The sequence below is a fragment of the Bradyrhizobium sp. 4 genome (genome assembly GCF_023100905.1).
Lineage (GTDB): Bacteria > Pseudomonadota > Alphaproteobacteria > Rhizobiales > Xanthobacteraceae > Bradyrhizobium.
On record NZ_CP064686.1, the window covers coordinates 6,667,551 to 6,688,159 of the forward strand.

Genomic DNA, 20,609 nt, shown 5'->3' on the forward strand with positions numbered 1-20,609 from the left:
TCCCGGCGAAGGCCGGGACCCATAGCCACAGCGAGTAGTTTGGCGAAGATTGGTAGTTATTCAACCTTCGCGCGGTACTGAGACCTGCGCCCAACGATAGATCACGCGGTATGGGTCCCGGCCTTCGCCGGGACGACACTGAAGATGTCGCCGCAGCAGCACCCTTACATCGGCGGCGTCACTCCGTCGCGGCCGACATTGACCCGGTTGGCTTCCAGCGAACCATCGTCCTTCTTCACCGCACCGAAAATGATCAGCTTGGCGCCGGGCTTGAGCTCGGATTTGTCGCTGGCCACGAAGGTGACGATCGGCGTGTCCGGGGGCACCACGACTTTCTTCTCACCGTCCTTGTACTTGACCGTGATGTTCTGGCCGTCGGTGCCCTTCACCGTCTGCGCCACGGTGGCGTTGGTCATGGTCGAGTTGGCGCGCGCATCCCAGGGACGAAAACCTTCGGCCGCGCCGCGCTGGTTTTCAGGGAAGATGTGCACCGCGATCGCCTTCTGGGTGCCGTCGGGCTCCGGCAGGCCGGTGACGCCGATATAGGAGCCGTCCTTGATCTCCGACAACGACGTCTTCACCACCGCGAAGACCGCGACGTTGTCGGTCATGCGCACCTTCACGTCGCTGCCTTCGCGGGTCTTGATTCCGAGCGTGTTGCCGTCGACGCTCTCGATGGTGCCGCGGATGCGGACCGTCGGCGTCTGCTGCGCCAGGGCGGATGACGTGACGATGCAGGCGACGAATGCGGCCACGCCAACGCGTGATATCCAGCTTCTCTTCGACATGTTGTTATTCTCCATTTACATCGGCGGCGTCAGGCCGTCGCGGCCGACGCTGACGCGGTTGGTTTCGAACGAGCCGTCCGGCAGCTGCTTCATGAAGGCGATCACCTTGGCGCCGGCCTTCAGATCGGATTTGTCGCCCGGCACGAAGGTCACCACCGGCGTATTGTCGGCGACGAACACCTTCTTCTCGCCGTCCTTGTACTTGACCAGCAGCGTATGGCCGTCATTGCCGACCACGCTCTCCGACACGGTCGCATTGGTCATGCTGGAGTTGGGCTTGAGGTCATAGGGGCGCGAGCCCTCGCCGGTGCCGCGCATGCTCTCCGGAAACACGTGGACCTCGACCGCGTTCGCGCCGCCGTCCGGTCCCGGCACGGTGGTGGCGCCGACGAAGGAGCCGGGCTTGATGTCGGCAAGTGAAATCCTGGTAATGCCCGACACGTTCACGTCGGAGGCAATGTGCAGCTTGACGTCCTCGCCGCTGCGCGCCTTGACCTGCATCGTGTCACCATTGACGCTTTCGATCGTGCCGCGCACGCGCGTCGGCACCGGCGCCCTTTGCGCAAGTGCCGAAAGGGTCGAGACGGCCACCATCGCGACGGCGATGAGCGGACGTGTGAAAGTTGCACGGTGAACAGACATGATGGTCTCCGATTGCGCCCTATTGTCCCTACGGACATAGAACTCCGGAGGTTACGCGCTATTCTCTCAAGTCTTTGTGAGATCGGCCTCGACCAGCGCGCGCAGCTCGGCCGTGACCTGCGGCCGCTGGCCGAACCACAGCTCGAAGCCGCGGATCGCCTGATGCAGCAGCATGCCGAGCCCGTCGGCGGTTTTCAGCCCGCGCGCCTGTGCGGCCGCGAGCAGCGGCGTCACCAGCGGGACATAGACGAGATCGGCGACCACGGCGCCATCCGCCAGGCGCGCCACGTCAAGGTCGAGTGAAGGCTGGCCGTCCATGCCGAGCGAGGTCGTGTTCACGAGAAGGTTTGCACGCGGCAGAATGTCGTGGATGCTGTCCCACGCAACAGGATGCACGTTCGGCCCGAACTGCCTTGCAAGCATCTCGGCCCGGGCGATGGTGCGATTGGCGAGATGGACGCAGCTGATGCCGCGTTCGAGCAACCCGAACACGATGGCGCGCGAGGAGCCGCCGGCGCCCAGCACCAGCGCCTCTTCGGCTCCGTCCCAGCCGGGCGCGCTGGCATCGAGATTGCTGATAAAGCCCTCGACGTCGGTGTTGGTCGAGTGCAGCTCGCCGTCCGCAAACCACAGCGTGTTGGCCGCACCGACCGCCCGCGCGCGGGCATCGGGCGTCGAGAGCTCAAGCACGCCCTCCTTGTGCGGGATGGTGACATTGGCGCCGACGAAGCCGCGCAGCGACAGCCGCAGCACGAAGTCGCGCAGATTATCGGGTGGAACCGCCTCGATGACATAGCCGCCCTCGATATCGAGCGTGCGCAGCCAGTAACGATGGATCAGCGGCGAGCGCGAATGCGCGGCCGGCCATCCGATCAGACAGGCTGCGGGAGCCTTGGTCACGGTCGTCCTCCCCTGGGGTCGTTTCGGAGGCGATCCATTTCGCGTCCCGCAAGCCCTGTCAAGCGCGCGGGCCGTCTCGGGAGAGGCTCGACGTCAGGTCGTGCCCGCCTCACCGGCCGCGGGCTGCGCCGCGCCACCCTTGATGTCGGCGACCGCACGCGCGATGGTCTCGCGATAGCGGGCGCGTGGCGGCGTGACGCCATGGGTGAGCAGCGCGCGGCGCACCGCAGGCGACGCCCCCGTGATGAACAGCCGGATGCCTTGGCGGTGGGCCTTGGCGGCGACGCGGCCGAGCACGTTGGCCGCGGTCGAATCCAAAAACGGCACCGCGGCGAAATCGACCACGAATCCCTTGCGCTTGTCGGCGATGCCGTCGAGCACGCTGCCGATCGCCGAGGCCGCGCCGAAGAAGAACGCGCCGGTGATGCGATAGACCAGCACGTCGCGATCGACCGCGAGTGCGGGGTCGTAAGGCACGCGCTCGCCATTTTCGTCGTCGGGACGATCGGCGGCCACCATCGGCGAACGTTCCTCGATGCCCGTCATTTCCGCCATGCGATGGATGAACAGCACCGCGCCGAGCGCGAAGCCGACCAGAATCCCTTCGGTCAGATCGCGGAAGATGGTGAGCAGGAAGGTTGCGAGCAGCACCACGGCATCGCCCCATGACGAGCGCAGCAGCGTCGCGAATTCGTGCTTCTCCGCCATGGTCCAGGCCACCACGACGAGCACGGCGGCGAGCGCGGCCAGCGGGATGTAGCTCGCGAGCGGCGCTGCGATCAGCATGAACAGCAGCAGAAATACCGAATGCAGCATGCCCGCGAGCGGCCCCCGCGCGCCGGCGCGGATGTTGGTCGCGGTACGCGCGATCAGCCCCGTGACGCAGATGCCGCCGAACAGCGCCGCGCCGACATTGGCGGCGCCTTGCGCCACCAGCTCGCAATTGGAGCGGTGACGGCGACCGGTCATGCCGTCGGCCACCACCGCCGACAGCAGCGATTCGATGGCGGCGAGCAGCGCGAAGGAGATCGCATCCGGCAGCACGGCGGTCGCCTTCGCGAGCGAGAACGCAGGCAAGGCCGGCGAGGGCAGTTCGCGCGGAATGCCGCCGAAGCGCGAGCCGACGGTCTCGACCGGCAGCGACAGCACGGCACATGCGACCGCCGCGAGCACGACCGCGATCAGGATGCCCGGCCAGGACGGCAGCCAACGTCGCAGTCCGGCGATGATGGCAATGCTGACGATCGCGACCGCGACGGCCGACGGATTGACGGTGTGCAGGCCGCCGGCAAGCGCGACCAGTTTCGGAACGAACTCGCTCGGCTCCTTCGCGAGGAGCGTGATCCCGCCGAGATCGCGCAGCTGGCTGGCGAAGATGATGACGGCGATGCCGGCGGTGAAGCCGACCGTCACCGGATACGGAATGAACTTGATATAGGTGCCGATCCGCAGGAAGCCCGCAGCGATCAGGAACAGGCCCGCCATCAGCGTGGCCAGGATCACGCCATCGACCCCGTGACGGTCGGCGGTCGCCGCAACCAGCACAATGAAGGCGCCGGCAGGACCGCCGATCTGGAACCGGCTGCCGCCGAGCAGTGAGGCAATGAAGCCGCCGACAACGGCGGTGTAGAGTCCGCGGTCCGGCGTCACACCCGAGGCGATCGCGATCGCCATCGACAGCGGCAGCGCGACGATCGCAACCGTGAGGCCCGCGAACACATCGGCGCGGAAATCCGACCAGCCGTAGCCCTCGCGCCATACGGTGACGAGCTTTGGCAAATAGAGTTCGGTGAAGGTCGGCCGACGAAGCTGGTGCAGCTTGCCTGCGTGTTCGCCTGTGATGCTCATTTCAGCAAAATGCTCCGCTGCCCACGACGCTCCGATGCATCGTGCGGCCGCGTATCGGGGCGCGACGGTGCGTTAGTTAAGACTGCTTCCGAGCATGATCATTTGCGGGATCACGCCCCCACCCGACGCGGCGGCCCCGGCTCCTTGAGCCGAACGCCACGTCCGCCGCCTTCGCTGCGCGCCTGTTCGCCGATCAGCTCGACGCCGGCCCGATCGAAGGCTTCGACCACCTTCATCAAGGTCTCGACCACGCCACGGACGTTGCCGGTGCTCGCCTCCATCCGCTGAATGGTCGGCAGCGATACGCCTGCAAGCTCCGCCAAGGCCCTCTGGTCAATGCCGAGCAGCGCGCGCGCTGCCCGCATCTGGAACGACGTGATCACCTTGGCCTCACGTATGAACGATTATAAGTGATGTCTGGAGCATGCACAATGATGTAAAATACATCAAATTGAGCCGAACGCAAGAGGGCCCTCGCCGCCACGTGCTCCGCGTCGCCCTCTCCCCGTACGAACGGTGAGAGGGCGAGAGCAGTACGTGCCTCACTGCGAGAGGCAGCTCACGCCGCGTGCTGATGCGCAGCGATGATCTGGTCGGCGGCGCGCCCCGTGACTTCGGCCATGTGGTCGAACTGGCGGGTGAAGCTGCCGGCGCCTGCCGTGGCCGAACGCAGCTCGACGATCAACTCGCCGATCTCGGCTTCCGGCATCATGGCGCGGACGCAGTCCCATCCGCTCCAGCCGTCGCGGGTGTCGAAGCCGAGGATCTGGCCGCGCCGCGCCGACAGGATCGCGTTGATCTTGGCGGTGGCGTCGGTCGGGCAGACGATCTCGACCACGTGGATCGGCTCCAGCAGCACCGACTGGCATTGCGGCAGGCCTTCGTTGAGCCCGACCCGTGCCGCCGTGCGAAAGGCGAGGTCGGAGGAATCGACGCTGTGATAGGAGCCGTCGGTCAGCGTCACCTGCAAATCGGTGACCGGGAAACCGAGCGGGCCACGCGCAAGCCCGTCGACGACGCCCTCTTCCACCGCGCCGATATAGTTGCGGGGCACCGCACCGCCGACCACCTTCTCGGCGAACCTGAAGCCCTCGCCGCGCGGCAGCGGCCTGATGTCGAGCACGACATCGCCGAACTGGCCATGCCCACCGGACTGTTTCTTGTGGCGGCCGCGCTGGACGATCGGCTTGCGGATGGTTTCCTGATAGCCGATCGCGGGTGGATGCGAGGCGACCTTGACGCCGAAACGGTCGCGTAGCCGCTCGCTCGCGACGCGCAGATGCATCTCGCCCTGCCCCCACAGCACGGTGTCGTGAGTCTGCGCGTTCATCACGAAGACGAGCGAGGGATCCTCCTCGTGCAGCCGCATCAGCGCCTGGCCGAGCTTGACGTCGTCCTTGCGGTCGGTGGCCGCAACCGAGATCGCGAGCACCGGCGGAGTGGGTTCGCTGGCGGCGAGCGCTGCCGGCTGGGTCTTGCCGTTCGAGACCGTGTCGCCGGTCTTGATCGGGTCGAGCTTGGCGAGCGCCACCGTGTCGCCGGCTTCCGCCGCGGCACGCTTGGTGTCGTAGGCTCCGGTGACGGCGAGGATGCCGGAGATGCGGCTGGCTCCGCCGGAGGAGGATTGCAGGGTGGCACCGTCGTCGAGGTGGCCGGCGAGCATCCGTGTCAGCGACAGCTTTCCGCCGTGCTGCGAGTGCAGCGTCTTGAAGACGAAGCCGAGGGCGTCCCTGGTCTCGGGAACGCCGAGTCGTTTTGCGGTCTCCGCGATACCTGGCGCCTCGTGGCGCAACGCTTTCATCAAGCGCAGCACGCCGTTTTCGCGGGCGGCGGCGCCGAGCAGCACGGGGCAGATCAGCCCGTCGCGCAGTTCGCGGGCGAGATCGTCGAACACGGCATCGCGCGGCGGCTGGATGTCCTCGAGCAGCTGCTCCATCAGCGCATCGTCGTGATCGGCGAGCTTCTCCAGCATCGAGAAGCGGGCCTCCTTCTCGCGATCGAGATCGCCGCCTTGAAGCGCGACCACTTCGGAGGCCTTGTGCTCGCGGTAAATGAACGCGCGCTCCAGCGCGAGATCGACGAAGCCCTCGATCAGCTCGTCCTTCCAGATCGGGATCTGGCGCAGCACAAGCGGCACGCGCGAGGCGGGCTGGAGCATCTCGAGCGTCTCGCGGATGCGCTTGTTGGCGCGGTCGATCTTGTTGAGGAACAGGAAACGCGGGATCTTCAGCTCCTCCAGCTCGCGCAGAATGATCTGAAGCTGCGGCAGCTTCTTCTCGTCGGCTTCGCAGACCACGATTGCGGCATCGACCGCGGGCAGCGCGGCGCGCATGTCGTGGGCAAATTCGACGGAACCGGGACAATCGAGGAAGGTGTAGCTGTCGCCCATGAAACTCGTGGTGACGGCAGTCAACCCGACGGTCATCTTGTGATGACGGGCCTCTGGCGTGGCGTCGCCGACGGAGGTTCCGGCATCGACGCTGCCGGCGCGAAAGATTGCGCCGGTTCGTGCCATGATCGCTTCGAGAAGTGTGGTTTTACCGCTTTGGAAAGGGCCCACCAGCGCGATGCACCGTGGACCTCGGGGACTTCTGACGTCTTGTCCCATTCGCCGCCTCCTTGGTGTGGAGCTCGGCCCATGATTGGGTCGGCAAACGCCGATGCTCTGCCCGTCCCCGAGATTTGGCAAGCATCAAACGTCGCTGCGGTGCGTCGTCGCGGGAATCGCGCCGGAGCGACGCGATACACACACGGGAGTTGTTAACGGCCCGGGCGGAGTTCCAGGCTCTCGAGGCCGGCGGCGACGTTGAGGCCGACCTGGCCCTGCACGCTGAGCGGCTGGAGCGCGATCGAATTGTTGGAGCCGCCGACCAGCACGTTGCCGCCGAGGCCGACACCGACCGAGGCGCTGCCCTGCGCACCGGCGTAGTTGCCGGCGAGGTCGCCCGGTCCGAGCCGGTTCACCGGCGCGAACACGCCCCACGCCAAAGCCGTCTCCTGGGTGATGCCGATATCCAGGCCGACCTTGCGGATGGTCGCGACGTAACGGTCGTCCGGCAAACCATCGACTCGCAGCACGCAGCCGAGATGGGTCACCGATCCCACGATGAAGCCCACGCTGGCGCCGCCGCGGCATTCGAGCACGCCCACCTGCACCATCCGCGATTGCGCGCTGGCGCCCGCAACGGAGGCAACGAGGCTCGCAGCGGCAAGCCCGGCGAGGAGGAGTGAACGGCGCATGAAAATCTCCGGCGATGAATGCGATGCGAGCATGGGGGCGCGGCACACGCCGCGCGATGGTCTATGCCACAACAGTTCCCGTGGCGCCAGATCGTGCAGACTTGAAAGAAAAAGGGCCCGCATTGCGCGGGCCCTTTGATGTTACTTCGTGTCTGCGAGTTCAGCGCAGATTGCCGCAGAAGCGCTGGATGCGCTTGCAGGCGTCTTCGAGGTCCGAGGTCTTGGTTGCGTAGGAGATGCGGAACGCGGGTCCAAGGCCGAAGGCCGAACCCTGCACCACGGCGACGCCTTCGGTCTCGAGCAGCTCGGTCACGAACGTCTCGTCATTGTCGATCACCTTGCCCGACGGCGCGGTCTTGCCGATGGTGCCGGCGCAGGACGGATAGACGTAGAAGGCACCCTCGGGACGCGGACACTCGATGCCCTTGGCCTGGTTGAGCATGGAGACGACGAGGTCGCGGCGCTCCTTGAAGACCTTGTTGTTGGCGGGGATGAAGTCCTGCGGACCGTTCAGCGCCTCAACCGCGGCCCATTGCGCAATCGACGACGGGTTCGAGGTCGACTGCGACTGGATCGTCGACATCGCCTTGATCAGCTGCGCCGGGCCGCCGGCATAGCCGATACGCCAGCCGGTCATGCAATAGGCCTTCGACACGCCGTTCACGGTGAGCGTGCGGTCGTAGAGTTTCGGCTCGACCTGCGCGACCGTGGTGAACTGGAAGTCGTCATAGACGAGATGCTCATACATGTCGTCGGTCATCACCCAGACGTGGGGATGCTTGACCAGCACGTCGGTGAGCGCCTTGAGCTCGGTCCTGGTGTAGGCAGCTCCCGTCGGATTCGACGGCGAGCACAGGATCACCCATTTGGTCTTCGGCGTGATCGCGCGCTCGAGCGCCTCGGCCTGGAGCTTGAAGCCGGTCGCGGCGGTGCAGACCACCGGCACCGGCTCGCCACCGGCCAGCGCCACCATCTCGGGATAGCTGACCCAGTACGGCGCGGGGATGATCACCTCGTCGCCCGGATTGATGGTTGCCATCAGCGCGTTGTAGAGCACCTGCTTGCCGCCGGTGCCGACGATGATCTGGTTCGCCTTGTAGACGACGTCGTTCTCGCGCTGAAACTTGGCGATGATGGCTTCCTTCAACTCGGGAATGCCGTCGACCGCGGTGTACTTGGTCTTGCCCGCTTCGATGGCGTGGATCGCGGCCAGCTTGATGTTGGCGGGCGTGTCGAAGTCGGGCTCGCCGGCACCTAAGCCGATGACGTTGCGGCCCGCCGCTTTCAGCGCACGTGCTTTATCCGTGACCGCGATGGTCGCGGACGGCTTCACACGGTCGAGCGCAGCGGCAAGGAAGGACATCGTCATCTCCTGACAAGCGTCGTGAACCCTTTGGCTTCACGACTCCGATTGTGGGAATGAGCCACCCTAAAACGAGTGCCGTTGCACCGCAAGAAACTTCGGTCCGATCCCGCAAAAGTTTACGTGTCTGGCGCGCATCAAGTCGTGATTTCCCGCAATTTTCCGCAACTTTGCCAGGCAAATCCCACATATCCGACAAGGCGTGTCCTCGGAGCAATTTTGGCGGGTTGATCGCCGCGAAATCCAGACCGTCGTCATGCCCGGGCTTGTCCCGCCTGCGCGGCCGAAGCCGCTTCGGCGCGGCGAAGGCCCGGGCATCCGTTCTTCTGCTGCGTAGCTCAGACGTGGATGGCCGGGTCAAGCCCGGCCACGACGAAACGCGAGCGCTTGCGCTACACCAATGCAGGCGCCTTGCATCCCGCGTGGTGACGCAAGCGTGAACTGAGTTGGATGGTCGCACGGAAATGATCTTCCGCCGCATTGCAATGCGGTAGGGTTTTCGAGTTTTTCTATTGGCCGGGTCTTGCGGCGGATTCGCATCGGCATCATTGTTTAGCCGCGTTGCGAGGCAACAAGCGCCGCGCCCTCCCGTCTTCCGGAATCTCCTCAGAATGTACAAGCTCTATTCGATGCAGCGCTCGGGCAACAGCTACAAGGTCCGCCTTGCGCTGGCGCTGCTGAACTTGCCTTACGAAGCGGTCGAGGTGGACATTCTGCGCGGCGAGAGCCGCACCCCGGATTTCCTGGCCAAGAACCCATCCGGTCAGGTGCCGCTGCTCGAGGTCGGCGACGATCGCTATCTCGCCGAGTCCAACGCCATTCTCTGGTACGTCGCCGTCGGCACGCCGCTCGCGCCGGAGAACCGCATCGATCGCGCCGACGCGCTGCAATGGATGTTCTTCGAGCAGCACGCGCTGGAGCCGAACATCGGCGCGGCCTATTTCTGGCTGTCGCTGGTAAGGGGCGGCCGCGACCTGCAGACTCATTCGCTGGAGGACTGGATGGAGCGCGGCTATGGCGCGCTCCAGGTAATGGAGAATCACCTCAAGACCAACGCCTATTTTGCGGCCCGGCAGCTCACGGTCGCCGACATCGCGCTGTACGGCTATACCCACCTCGCAGACCGCTGCGACTTCGACCTCTCGACCTTCCCGGCGATCCGGGACTGGCTGAAGCGCGTGGAAGCGGCGCCCGGCTTCGTCGCAATGGACTGGCGGCCGGCCGACATCGAGGATCCCGCCAGCATCGCCGCTGGCGCCTGAGGGATCGCGCTCTGGCGAATAGCGGGCATAAGGGTCACCATTGCCGCAATCTCGCCATTTTCCCTCGATTGGCCGCCGCAATATTGCCGATTGCAGCAGTGAAATTGTTCGATGTCGCGGGTGATTCGCTCGCGCGTTGAAGGATTTAGACCATGATTCGGGTGTCCGGCACGGCAGGCTTTCAGGGCCCACCCGCTACCGTTTCGTCTTCCCGGCTGACCAATGCGGTCGCGGCCTCGCTCGCCGTCGCCGCGCTCTCGCTGTGCCTGATCGTCACCCTGACGGTGCTGTCGACCAAGGCGACCATGGCGATGGGCCTGCCGGTCTGATTCCCGCTTCATCCTGGACCCGCCTTCAAGGCGCCGCGTGGCCCGCACCGACCGGCATCGCGACAGGATTTCGATGAAATCACCTGTGGTCATCGTTGCAATCACCCTGACCGCGGCCATCCTCGTCGCGGCATCGCTGTTGATCTTCGTCGGCACACGCAAGGGCCAAGGGACGTCGACGCTGAATGCGCCCGCGCTGCAACAACGTCTCAGGCACGCGCATTTGGTCTAAAATCATCCGAAAGCTTTGCGCGTGAGCCAAAGCGCACCTTAAGCACACCGCGCGAAACCGCATCGCAATGGCGCAATGTTCGGTCAGTGTTGCCGCCTTACCTCGTTCAGGAAGGAGCGAGACAGGCCCATGCGGTTGGGATGGCGTGCGATCTCCGGTCCGGCGCTGACGGCAGCGACTTTGCTGCCGGCGATGTTTTTCGATCGCTTCGTCCCCATTCCCTCGCCCGCGCCGCTGCTCGTCTGCATCGTGGCGCTCGCCGGCGCGCTCTCGGGTCCCGCTTCCGCCGTCGCCAGCGCAGCTATCGCCGTCATCGGCGCGGCACTGCTGCTCCTCAGCCAGCACGGCGTTTCAGGCCTGACCACGGCGGATATGATCCGGCTCGGCCTCCTGGCGGCGGCCGCCGCGGGCACCGCAGGCATCACCGGCCTGATGCGCCAGCGGCTGCTCGGCACGTTTGCCGCCGAGCGTCGGAGCCACGCCATCGCCGCGCGGCTGTCGGCCGCACTCGACCAGGTCGATATCGGCATCGTGCTGCTCGACGCCGAGACGCGCGCCGAATTCATCAACCGCGCGTTCCGCGACTATTTTGCGGTGCCGGACGACATCGCCGACGGCAAGCCGCCGTTCATCGCGCTGATGTATCACGGCCGCGACACCGGCGCGTTCGAATTGCCCCAGGACGAGCTCGGCACCTTCATCGCACAGCGCATGGAGATGGTGCGGATCGGCGATGCCACGCCGATCAACATCGCCTTGCGCAATGGCGAGGTGTTGCGCTTCGTCTGTGCCGCGCTGCCCGATGGCGGGCGCATGCTGAGCTACACGCCCGTGACCGACCTGGTGCGCCACACCGATGCACCGTCCCGCGCCGACTACTACCGCTCACTGCGCGATCCCGCAGGCCGCAAGCTGATCCGTTATCTGCGCGTCGCGGAGTGATGCGCGATTGATCGGCACGCCTCTCATCACGTATGAAGGACGCCTCATCGATCGCGGGAATTTCATATGTCGCTCACCATTCGCCCCGTCACCAGGCAGGACTACGATCAATGGCTGCCGCTGTGGGACGGCTACAACGCCTTCTACGGCCGCTCCGGCCCGACCGCGCTCTCGCCCGAAATCACGCGCGTGACGTGGCAGCGCTTTTTCGATGCCTATGAGCCGGTGCACGGATTGGTCGCCGAGAGCGACGGCCGCCTGCTCGGGATGACGAATTACCTGTTTCACCGCAGCACCACCGCGATCGAGCCGTCCTGCTATCTGCAGGACCTGTTCACGACCGAGGACGCACGCGGCAAAGGTGTCGGCTCGGCGCTGATCCACGGCGTCTACGAGCGCGCGAAGCTCGCAGGCTCCCCGCGCGTGTACTGGCAAACGCATGAGACCAACGTCACGGCGCAGGGTCTGTACGACAAGGTCGCCGAGCGTTCCGGGTTCATCGTCTATCGCAAGATATTCTGATCGTCGCGACGGGGCCTGTGGATAACTTTGCCTGTCACCCGCGCGTAACATAGCGGGACTAGGCTGCAGCTGCGTCTGATCAGCCCCCGTCACCGATCAAGCGCCCCAAAGCGGTCCCCGTCAGTCGCCGCGTCTGACAGGGGCCGCATTTTTTTGTCGGCAGTCGTTGTCCGCAGTTCCTTGTCAGCATGGCAGCAACGCGGCGCGCGGCTTGCTGCAGCGGCGCAGCGCAGTCACAATGCGCCCCTGCCTATCTCCGACAGGGATCTCCCATGGAAATTCGTAATCTCGGCGCCTCCGGCCTGCGCGTGTCTGCGGTCGGGCTCGGCTGCAACAATTTCGGCCAGCGCACGGATTTGGAGACCTCGCGCAAGGTGATCCATCGCGCGCTCGATCTCGGCATTACGCTGTTCGACACCGCCGACATCTATGCCGGCATGGGCGGTTCGGAAACGGTGCTCGGCACCGTGCTCGGCGACCGCCGCAAGGAGATCGTGCTCGCCACCAAATACTCAAAGCCGATGGCGACCGACGGAACCAAGCAGGGCGCTTCGCGCCGCTACATCATGAACGCAGTCGAGGCGAGCCTGACGCGGCTCAAGACCGACTATATCGATCTCTATCAGCAGCACGATTACGACCCGCTGACGCCGATGGAGGAGACGCTGCGCGCGCTCGACGATCTCATCCGTCAGGGCAAGGTGCGCTACATCGGCAATTCCAACTTTCCGGCCTGGCGCATGGCGGAAGCCGAATTCACCGCGCGCGCGATGAATGTCAGCCGCTTCGTGTCCTGCCAGGATGAATACAGCCTGCTGGTGCGCGACATCGAAAAGGACCTGCTGCCGGCCGCACAGGAGTACAAGCTCGGCCTCCTGCCGTTCTTCCCGCTTGCAAGTGGGCTCCTCACCGGCAAGTACCAGCGCGGCGCGGCGGCCCCGACCGATACGCGCTTCGGCAAGGTACCGGCGTTACGCGACCGCTACGTCACGCCGCGCAATGAGGACATCGTCGAGAAGCTCACGGCATTCGCGAAAGCGCGCGGCCACAGCATGCTCGAGCTCGCCTTCTCCTGGCTCGCCGCGCGCCCGCAAGTGTCGAGCGTGATTGCCGGCGCCACCCGCGTCGAGCAGGTCGAGGAGAACGTGAGGGCGATTGCGTGGAAGCTCGGTGCGGAGGAGATGGCGGAGATCGATAAGATCACGCTGGGCTGATCGTTGCGAAGTGGCGCGCTACTTGGCGCCATGTCCGACCGTCTGGATCACCTCGAAGCCCTCGAACTGGGGATGGCCGAGATAGGTCGGCTTGGTGTCGCCGGCCCGCGCATGCGCGGCACGAAAAGCATCCGATTTGGTCCAGGCTTCGAAAGCGGCATGGTTGGCCCAGATCGTGTGCGAGGCGTACAGCGTGTGGTCCTCGAGCTCGGGCCCACGCAGCAGATGAAATTCGACGAAACCCTGTACCTTGTCCAAATGGGTATCGCGCGAAAGCCAGACCTGCTCGAAGGCGGCCTCGGAGCCCTTGACGACGCGGAAGCGGTTCATGGCGATGTACATGGGGATGGTCTCCTGATGTTCGGCTAATCATGTCGTCATTCCGGGACGCGCCGCAAGGCGCGAGCCCGGAATCGCAGTCAGGTAACCAGCCCCTTCATCGGACGTGCGCTTGCGCTATCCGGAAACACCGTCTCGGCCAGCACGCGATCCGAGAGGCCGAACTGGCCCTGCAGCACGCCCTTGATCACGGAGCGCAGGTCTGTGGTGGGCTTGAGATCGCGGGCCTCGAAGAGGTTGGCGGGCTTGAGGCCGGGCCAGTCGGCAATGACGCGGCCGCCCTTCACCGCGCCGCCGGCGAGCAGCGCGATCGTTCCCGTGCCGTGATCGGTGCCATCGGTGCCGTTGATGCGCGCGGTGCGGCCGAATTCAGTGGCGACCACCACGGCGGTGTCGCGCCAGCGTTCCCCTAAGCCGGTTTCGAATTCGGCGAGCGCACCGTCGAGCCCGCCGAGCAGGAAGGCGAGGCGACCGACAGGGCCGCCTTCATTGGCGTGGGTGTCCCAGCCGTCGAAAGCGAGCGCTGCGATGCGCGGGCCGTCGTCGGACGCCATCAGTTTTGCGGCGCCGCGCGCGACTTGCCGCATCTGCGCGACCGCATTGCCGGGCTTCGGCTTCATGTCGTCGCCGCTTGCGGCCTTCTCCAGCGCAAGGCCCTGCGACAGCACGGCCGCCAGCGCGGGATCGCGATGACGGTAGAGCTCGACCAGGCGCATCGCGGTGTCGTCATCGGCTTGCGGCAGCGCCACCGGCGCCCAACCGACGGTCGGCGCATTGCCGCGCAGCACCAGCGGCGTGGTCGGGCCGACGGCAAGAGCACTCGACACCCGCTCGCCGCGCGGCAGCGCCTCCAGCGCGCGGTTGAGCCAGCCGGATTGCACGCGACCGGGACCGGCATAGCCGCTTTCGAGCACGTCCTGGCCATCGAAATGCGAGCGGTCGCGATAGGGCGTCGCCACCGCGTGGATCACCGCGGCGTGCCTATCGCGATACATGCGTGCGAACTCGGGCATCGCCGGATGCAGCGCAAAGAAAGTATCAAGCATGATCGCGGGATGGGCACCGTCCGCCGTCAGCGCGATCGCTCCGTGCAGGCCGGCATAATCGGGATCGCCGACCGGCGCGACGGTCGAAAGCCCGTCAAGCGCGCCGCGCAGGATCACCACGATCAGCCGGGGATCCCGGCCATCAGCCGCGCGGGCGAATTTCGGCAAATAAGCCCACGCCGCAAAAGAGGCACCGCCGAGCAGGAGGCCGCGGCGCGAGGTGAGGAGCCGGTTCTCGACGCAGTCGATCATCATCATCTCCTCTGCATTTCCGGCGACATCAACAGCAGCGCCAGCGCCTGCTGCCGCGACTCCGCCCGCTCGATGGTGCGGCGCGTTTCGATCGAGGCCGCATCTGCGGCCGCAAATTCCAACAAATCGAGCGGATCGATGTTGGGTCCAAGCCGCGCGCCCATTTGCGCGGCAATGTCGAGCCGGAGCTTGATGCCTTCGGGCGCCGCCCACGCGGCGCTGGTATCGGCGAAACCATTCGGTCCCGCCGGCGACCACAGCGGCTGGCCCAGCAGATTGAGGTTGTTGAGATAGGCGCCGGGATCCTCCGGCACGCGCGCGAGCAGCCGGCCGCTCGCGACCAGGAAATCATAGGGGCTCCGCATCTTCGTCAGCGGCGCCTTCCACGCCTCGTCGGAATCGACCAGTGCGGTTGCGAGCGCCTTGAGATCCCCGTCGGTCTTGATGAAGACATCGCGCAATCGCGCCACCAGCGCCGGCGGCGGATCGTCGGCGATGAAATGGCGAACGAATTTGGTGGCGATGAAGTTCGCGGTCGAGGAATGGCGTGCGATGTCCGCAAGCGCGGCTTCGCCCTGCGCAAGGCCGGTCGGCTCGTAGGTCCTGCCGAGCAGCATTTGCGGCCCGGGCTGGTGCGCGTTGACATTGAACACGAACGAGCCGGGCACCCCCAGCTGTCCCTGCCGGCCGGCAAAGGTCCAGCCGGTGATGATGCGCGCGAGCGAGGTGACGTCGTCCTGCGTGTAGCCGCCGCCGACACCGAGCGTATGCAGCTCCATGATCTCGCGCGCGAGATTTTCGTTGAGCCCGCGCTTGCGGTTCTGGCCCGCGCGCGAGTCCGGTCCGAGCGATTGCTGGTTGTCGAGGAAGAACAGCATCGCCGGATGCTGCTCCACCGCCTTCAGCATGTCGGCGAAACGCCCGAGCACATGCGGCCTGATCGCCTCGCGCTCGAACGCGCCGGCCCATATCCGTGCCAGCTCGCCCTTGCTGGCGGAGATGCAGAAATGGTTGGACCAGAACACGACCAGACGTTCGGTGAAGCCGCATTCGACCAGGGTCGCGCGCTGCAACCGCGCCAACGCCTCGGCGCGAAAGGTCTTCTGGATGACGTTGAGCGGCTGCGGGGCGGGTTTTGCGGCAGCCGGCGCGGCCGCGTTGGGCTGCATGCTGTCCGGCTTGGCCATATTGTCCGCCGGCTTGTTATCAATCGGCTTATTTTCAGTAGGCTTGGACTCAGCCATCTGGCCGGCGATTTCGGTTGCCACGGCGTTCAGCGAGAGATTGCGGCGCGGTCCGGGCTTCTGATCGACCGGCGCTTGCGACGGCGCCTCGGCCGGCGCGCCGGCTTTGGCGGCGGCCTCGCGCGCCTGCTTGACCTGATCCTGATAGGCGAACACGGCCTGCCCGAGCTGCGGCGTGGATTGCAAGCCCGGCGCCTCCAGCAGCACCGCGTTGGGGCGGGCGAGTTCCGCCTTCACAAAACCGCGAGGATCGGAGGCCGCGTTGATGAGATCGCCGGATGCACCACCACGGGCGCCGAAGCCGAAACGGTTGAGCGCGACGAGCGCGGCTTGCGAATCGCGGGCCATCGATGTGTCCTTCGCGCGTTGCCAACCGCTTTCCTGATACGTGCGCGAGGCCTAATATACCGCAGCGGGAGATGAACCCGGCATGAAAATGACAGCCCGGCTTTTGCGCAAATCATGACAAATCCGCAAGACATTCCAGTGCAGGAAGCGCGCCGCCTCGCCTGCTCCCGCTGCGGCACCGAGTTCGGCTGCGACCTCTCGGGCACCTGCTGGTGCGCGGAAGAAACGGCGCGGCTACCGATGCCGGTCAAGGGCGAGGATTGTTTGTGCCGGGCTTGCCTGCGCGAGGCGGCGGCGATGCATAGCCCGGATGGAGCGAAAGCGTAATCCGGGCTACGAAGCTTACACCGCGTGCCCCGGTGACTTCCGGGCCATGCCGTCGAACGCCTCCAGCAGCTTTTCGCGCCAGGCGTAGACCGGGTCGTCCGCCTCGAGCAGCTTGAACGGGCTCGTCACGCGCGCCCACTGAAAACCGCCGAACACGATGTAGTCGGCATAGTTCGGTGCGGCGCCGCCGATGAAGGGCTGTTTCTTGAGAGTCTGCCGCATCACCTCGAGCGATTTGCGGAAGGCGACCACGCCGGCATCGCGGCTGGCCATGATCTCTTCCAGCGTCTTGCCGCCGAAACGCGCCTCGCGCGACTGGCGGAAATAGGCGGCGTCCACCTCGTCCAGATTCTTCGGGATGTCGGCGATGATCAGCGGAAAGATGCCGCCGACGATGGCGATGTCGCCCCAGGCGTTGAGCATGCGCGCCATGGCGCGGCCACCCTCGCCGCCGAACAGCGACGGACGGTCCGGAAACTTGTCTTCGAGATAGGTCGCGATCGCCCAGGAATCGACCACCGGCTGGTCGTGATGCAGCAGCACCGGCACCGAGCCGTGCGGCGCAATCGCGCTTTTCTCGGTGAAGCGCCAGGGCAGCGTTTCCGCCGAAAGGCCCTTGTGTGCCAGCGCCATCCGCGTGCGCCAGCAGAACGGGCTGAACGGTCGCGAGGCGTCGGTGCCGACGAGTTCGTAAAGTTTGAGTGACATGGCTGGTCCCGTTGCTGCGGTTTGCGAACAGAGTAGCCGTCATAGCTACGAGCGCAAGAAAGCGGTCTTGCCGCCATGGCCTGGGTGTAACCAGTTACCTCGCCCGCGCCGGCGCCGAATCTGCTCGCGGCTTGTTGAGCTGGCACTGGATTGGACCTAAGCTCGGGCATTTCAAGCTTTGGGAGGCATTACATGACCACATCCATTCCACGGCGCGATTTCCTTCTCGGCTCGGCAGCGCTTGCCGGCGCCGCGGCCGCCAATGCCTTCACTTGTGTCGAGATCGCGAGCGCAGCGCCGATCACCGTCCCGACCGTCGACAAGCTTTCGATGCGCGTACTGGTGGATTCGAGCTTCGATCTGTTCTTCCGTCCCAAGCAAATCAACGGCGTCTCGATCACGCCGGCCGCGCGCGGCAGCGACTTCCGCAAATCGCTGCACAACGAATGGGGCCTGTCGCTCTGGTTGGAATCTGAAGGCGGCGGCAACCAGCGCACGCTGATGCTGGACTACGGATACACGCCCGAGGTGCTGCTCAATAACATGGCGTTGATCGGCGTCGATCCGGCCAAGCTCAACGCGCTGATCGTCAGCCACGGTCACTACGATCATTTCGGCGGTCTGAACGGCTTTCTCGATAAATTTCGCGACAAGCTGCCCGCCGACATCAAGCTCTATGCGGGCGGCGAGGATAATTTCTGCCATCGCGTCAATCCGACGCCGACGCAGGGGCAATTCGCCGATTTCGGCACCCTCGATCGCCGGTCGCTCGCGGCGCAGAAAGTGACGACCGTGCTATGCGAGACGCCAACAGTAGTCGCGGACCACGCTTTCACCACCGGCAAGATCACCCGCCGCAGCAGTGAACGCGTACTGCCAAACACCCTGGTCGAGTTTGGCATCAAGGATGGGCTGGGCTGCAACGTCGGGCATTACCTGCCGGCAGAGATGGAAGGCAAGATCGTGCCGGACGAGCACATCCACGAGCACGCCACCTGCTTCAATGTGCGGGATCTCGGTCTCGTCGTGATCTCGTCCTGCGGCCATGTCGGCATCGTTAACTCGGTGAAGCAGGCGCAGGAAGTGTCGGGCATCCAGAAAGTGCACGCCGTCGTCGGCGGGTTTCACCTCGGTCCCGCGCCCAAGGACTACCTCGCGCAGGTCGTGAGCGAGATCAAGGCGCTCAACCCTGACGTCGTAGTGCCCATGCATTGCAGCGGGCTCAACTTCGCACAGGAAGCCAATGCCCAGATGGAGGGCAAGGTGGTGGTGACGACGACAGGCAGCCGCCTCACCTTCGGGCTGTGATGCGACCTGCCGGCGCCTGGCTGTACGTGACGCTGGCGCTTGCCTGCGCGGGAGCGGCGCAGGCGCGCTCGGCCGCGGAGACCATGGACATCCTGATGTGGAATCGGGAGCCGGTCGGCGGCCCGTTCGAGCTGATCGACCAGACCGGCAAGCCGCGCAGCGACCGCGACTTCCGCGGACGACTGATGCTGGTCTATTTCGGCTTCACCTATTGCCCTGACGTCTGCCCTACCGACCTGATGGCGATCGGACAGGCGCTCGAGCAGCTCGGGCCGGACGCCGAAGCCGTCCAGCCGGTCTTCATCACCCTCGACCCCGAACGCGACACGGCTCAGCATCTTGCCGAATATGTGCCGCTATTCCATCCGCGGCTGCTCGGGCTGACGGGCAGCCTCGACGCGATCGGGGCAGCGGCAGAGGCCTACAAGGTCTATTTTGCCAAGATCCCGATCGGCAAGGACGCCGGCGACTACACAATCGACCACACTTCCTTCATCTACCTCATGGACGGCTACGGGAAATATCTCGGCTTCTTTCCGCCGGGCACCTCGGCCGAGCGTATGGTCGAGATCATCCGGCCACGCCTTGCGGCGCCTTCGCGGTAGCGCTCGGGTGAGAGCTAGCATGAAGCAACATGCTCACCGCCCGTTCGTGCGCAGCAGCTTCTCGCCGTCTTCCGTCACCGCGATGACCAGCCCCATTCCGGGGAGCGTCTCGCGCGCGACATAGCCGCGGTCGGCGGCGTCTTCCCAGATGGTGAGGCGCGGGCACGAGGTCTTCCAGGTCGCGATCACCTCGGCATAGGCGCGCGGCTCGCGCGCAACCCATTCGACGAAGTCCAGCACCAGCGGGTCGGCAGTCTCGCTCATTGCAAACCTCCCTTGTCGAAGGCCGCCAGCACGGGCGTGCGGACCAGCAGCCAGCTGCCATAGGCGACGTAGTAGCAGGCGATGGTGGTGATCAGCTTCATCGACCAGGCCACGAATTGCTGGTCGGTCATGGCTTCGAGGATGCGCCGCGCCAGCGTGGTGCCGAACATGGATGCTGCGATCGCGACGGCCGCGAGCACGGGATCGAGCGTCGCGGCCTGGTCGATCACGCCGCCGAAATAGATCAGCTTGGTGAAATGGCTGACGAGCTGGCACATCGCCTTGGTCGCCACCTTCTCGCGCCGGCCGAAATCGCCGCCGAGGAAGAAGGTGTCGAGCAGCGGTCCCGACACGCCGGTCATCAACATGAGGCCCATGCAGATCGTGCCGTAGACGGTGCCCTGCCAGAGACGGTCGGGATCCGGCTTGATGTTCGCGGGCAGCAGCCGCGCCATGAACGGGGTGATGCCGAGCAGCAGCAGCGCGACCGGCTTGTCGGGTACGTAGCGCGTGAGCGACCACGCCGCGAGCGCGACGGCCGCGCCGACCATGTAGTTTGCGACCGGCCGCCAGCGGATATGCGCGCGCCAGAGAAAGGCCCGCCAGCCGTTCGAGGCCATCTGCGTGATCGCATGCAACACCATCGCGGTCGGCAGCGGCATCAGGGCCAACAGCACGCCGATCAGGATCAGCCCGCCCGCCATCCCGAACAGCCCCGACAGGAACGCGGTGCCGACCATCAGCAATCCAAGGGCAGCGATCATGATGGGCGTCACGTAAAAATCTCCGGTTGGCCTTCTCCCCGCTTGCGGCGCGAGCGAAGAGAAACGTGCCCCGCTTGCGCCATCTACGCAAACTGAGTTATCTTGGCCTGGCATCAGCTTTC

At 65.4% G+C, this 20,609-nt stretch carries 23 protein-coding genes; 9 read left to right on the forward strand and 14 right to left on the reverse strand.

Features of this window, described 5'->3' with window-relative positions:
* Positions 1–164 precede the first annotated feature (164 nt).
* The 8 genes from IVB45_RS31835 to IVB45_RS31870 form a co-directional block, all read right to left on the reverse strand.
* On the reverse strand, positions 165–788 hold the full coding sequence (locus tag IVB45_RS31835; RefSeq protein ID WP_247357999.1) for a hypothetical protein: 624 nt from the start codon (positions 786–788) through the stop codon (positions 165–167).
* Between the two features lie 15 nt (positions 789–803).
* On the reverse strand, positions 804–1,430 hold the full coding sequence (locus IVB45_RS31840; RefSeq protein WP_247357998.1) for a hypothetical protein: 627 nt from the start codon (positions 1,428–1,430) through the stop codon (positions 804–806).
* Positions 1,431–1,496: 66 nt separating this feature from the next.
* On the reverse strand, positions 1,497–2,330 hold the full coding sequence (locus tag IVB45_RS31845) for a shikimate dehydrogenase (RefSeq protein WP_247357997.1): 834 nt from the start codon (positions 2,328–2,330) through the stop codon (positions 1,497–1,499).
* A gap of 93 nt (positions 2,331–2,423) precedes the next feature.
* Positions 2,424–4,178: a SulP family inorganic anion transporter gene (locus IVB45_RS31850; RefSeq protein ID WP_027565349.1), complete on the reverse strand. Its 1,755-nt coding sequence runs from the start codon at positions 4,176–4,178 to the stop codon at positions 2,424–2,426.
* 110 nt (positions 4,179–4,288) lie between these two features.
* Positions 4,289–4,561 carry a helix-turn-helix transcriptional regulator gene (locus tag IVB45_RS31855; RefSeq protein ID WP_007614761.1) on the reverse strand — a complete coding sequence of 91 codons (273 nt, stop codon included), beginning with the start codon at positions 4,559–4,561 and terminating at the stop codon, positions 4,289–4,291.
* Positions 4,562–4,737: 176 nt separating this feature from the next.
* Positions 4,738–6,786: an elongation factor G gene (locus IVB45_RS31860; protein WP_247357996.1), complete on the reverse strand. Its 2,049-nt coding sequence runs from the start codon at positions 6,784–6,786 to the stop codon at positions 4,738–4,740.
* 152 nt (positions 6,787–6,938) lie between these two features.
* On the reverse strand, positions 6,939–7,418 hold the full coding sequence (locus tag IVB45_RS31865; protein WP_247357995.1) for a DUF992 domain-containing protein: 480 nt from the start codon (positions 7,416–7,418) through the stop codon (positions 6,939–6,941).
* Between the two features lie 160 nt (positions 7,419–7,578).
* Positions 7,579–8,781: a pyridoxal phosphate-dependent aminotransferase gene (locus IVB45_RS31870; RefSeq protein ID WP_247357994.1), complete on the reverse strand. Its 1,203-nt coding sequence runs from the start codon at positions 8,779–8,781 to the stop codon at positions 7,579–7,581.
* A gap of 611 nt (positions 8,782–9,392) precedes the next feature.
* Between IVB45_RS31870 and IVB45_RS31875 the strand changes: the two genes are divergently transcribed.
* The 6 genes from IVB45_RS31875 to IVB45_RS31900 all read left to right on the forward strand — a co-directional run bounded on the left by IVB45_RS31875 (position 9,393) and on the right by IVB45_RS31900 (position 13,282).
* Positions 9,393–10,043, forward strand: coding sequence for a glutathione S-transferase family protein (locus IVB45_RS31875; protein WP_007596746.1), 651 nt, complete (start codon positions 9,393–9,395; stop codon positions 10,041–10,043).
* 152 nt (positions 10,044–10,195) lie between these two features.
* Entirely contained in the window at positions 10,196–10,372 is a 177-nt protein-coding gene (locus tag IVB45_RS31880; protein WP_197031094.1) for a hypothetical protein, read from the forward strand.
* Between the two features lie 37 nt (positions 10,373–10,409).
* Entirely contained in the window at positions 10,410–10,604 is a 195-nt protein-coding gene (locus IVB45_RS31885) for a hypothetical protein (RefSeq protein WP_155809328.1), read from the forward strand.
* Positions 10,605–10,733: 129 nt separating this feature from the next.
* Positions 10,734–11,546, forward strand: coding sequence for a PAS-domain containing protein (locus IVB45_RS31890; RefSeq protein ID WP_247357993.1), 813 nt, complete (start codon positions 10,734–10,736; stop codon positions 11,544–11,546).
* A 66-nt stretch (positions 11,547–11,612) separates the two neighbouring features.
* Positions 11,613–12,068: a GNAT family N-acetyltransferase gene (locus tag IVB45_RS31895; protein WP_247282546.1), complete on the forward strand. Its 456-nt coding sequence runs from the start codon at positions 11,613–11,615 to the stop codon at positions 12,066–12,068.
* 272 nt (positions 12,069–12,340) lie between these two features.
* Positions 12,341–13,282 (forward strand): aldo/keto reductase, encoded by a 942-nt coding sequence (locus tag IVB45_RS31900; RefSeq protein ID WP_027565354.1) that lies wholly within the window; start codon positions 12,341–12,343, stop codon positions 13,280–13,282.
* Between the two features lie 18 nt (positions 13,283–13,300).
* On the opposite strand, the gene IVB45_RS31905 is transcribed toward IVB45_RS31900, so the two are convergent.
* The 3 genes from IVB45_RS31905 to IVB45_RS31915 all read right to left on the reverse strand — a co-directional run bounded on the left by IVB45_RS31905 (position 13,301) and on the right by IVB45_RS31915 (position 16,511).
* Positions 13,301–13,624, reverse strand: a complete 324-nt coding sequence (locus tag IVB45_RS31905; RefSeq protein ID WP_247282547.1) for an antibiotic biosynthesis monooxygenase — start codon at positions 13,622–13,624, stop codon at positions 13,301–13,303.
* Positions 13,625–13,701: 77 nt separating this feature from the next.
* Entirely contained in the window at positions 13,702–14,919 is a 1,218-nt protein-coding gene (locus tag IVB45_RS31910) for a DUF1501 domain-containing protein (protein WP_247358121.1), read from the reverse strand.
* Between the two features lie 2 nt (positions 14,920–14,921).
* Positions 14,922–16,511 (reverse strand): DUF1800 family protein, encoded by a 1,590-nt coding sequence (locus IVB45_RS31915; protein ID WP_247357992.1) that lies wholly within the window; start codon positions 16,509–16,511, stop codon positions 14,922–14,924.
* Between the two features lie 114 nt (positions 16,512–16,625).
* Here IVB45_RS31915 and IVB45_RS31920 point away from each other — a divergent pair, with 114 nt between their 5' ends.
* Positions 16,626–16,838 carry a cysteine-rich CWC family protein gene (locus IVB45_RS31920; RefSeq protein WP_247357991.1) on the forward strand — a complete coding sequence of 71 codons (213 nt, stop codon included), beginning with the start codon at positions 16,626–16,628 and terminating at the stop codon, positions 16,836–16,838.
* Positions 16,839–16,853: 15 nt separating this feature from the next.
* Here the strand turns inward: IVB45_RS31920 and IVB45_RS31925 are convergent, their stop codons facing one another.
* Positions 16,854–17,546, reverse strand: coding sequence for a glutathione S-transferase family protein (locus IVB45_RS31925; RefSeq protein WP_247357990.1), 693 nt, complete (start codon positions 17,544–17,546; stop codon positions 16,854–16,856).
* 192 nt (positions 17,547–17,738) lie between these two features.
* Between IVB45_RS31925 and IVB45_RS31930 the strand changes: the two genes are divergently transcribed.
* A complete protein-coding gene (locus tag IVB45_RS31930; RefSeq protein WP_247357989.1) occupies positions 17,739–18,854 on the forward strand; it encodes an MBL fold metallo-hydrolase in 1,116 nt (371 codons plus the stop codon).
* Positions 18,854–19,459, forward strand: a complete 606-nt coding sequence (locus IVB45_RS31935) for an SCO family protein (RefSeq protein WP_247357988.1) — start codon at positions 18,854–18,856, stop codon at positions 19,457–19,459. Before IVB45_RS31930 ends, IVB45_RS31935 begins: the two co-directional genes overlap by 1 nt.
* A 33-nt stretch (positions 19,460–19,492) precedes the next feature.
* On the opposite strand, the gene IVB45_RS31940 is transcribed toward IVB45_RS31935, so the two are convergent.
* Both IVB45_RS31940 and IVB45_RS31945 read right to left on the reverse strand, forming a co-directional pair.
* A complete protein-coding gene (locus IVB45_RS31940) occupies positions 19,493–19,723 on the reverse strand; it encodes a hypothetical protein (RefSeq protein ID WP_247357987.1) in 231 nt (76 codons plus the stop codon).
* Positions 19,720–20,499: a sulfite exporter TauE/SafE family protein gene (locus tag IVB45_RS31945; protein ID WP_247357986.1), complete on the reverse strand. Its 780-nt coding sequence runs from the start codon at positions 20,497–20,499 to the stop codon at positions 19,720–19,722. The genes IVB45_RS31940 and IVB45_RS31945 overlap by 4 nt, the downstream gene beginning before the upstream one ends.
* Between the last annotated feature and the right edge of the window lie 110 nt (positions 20,500–20,609).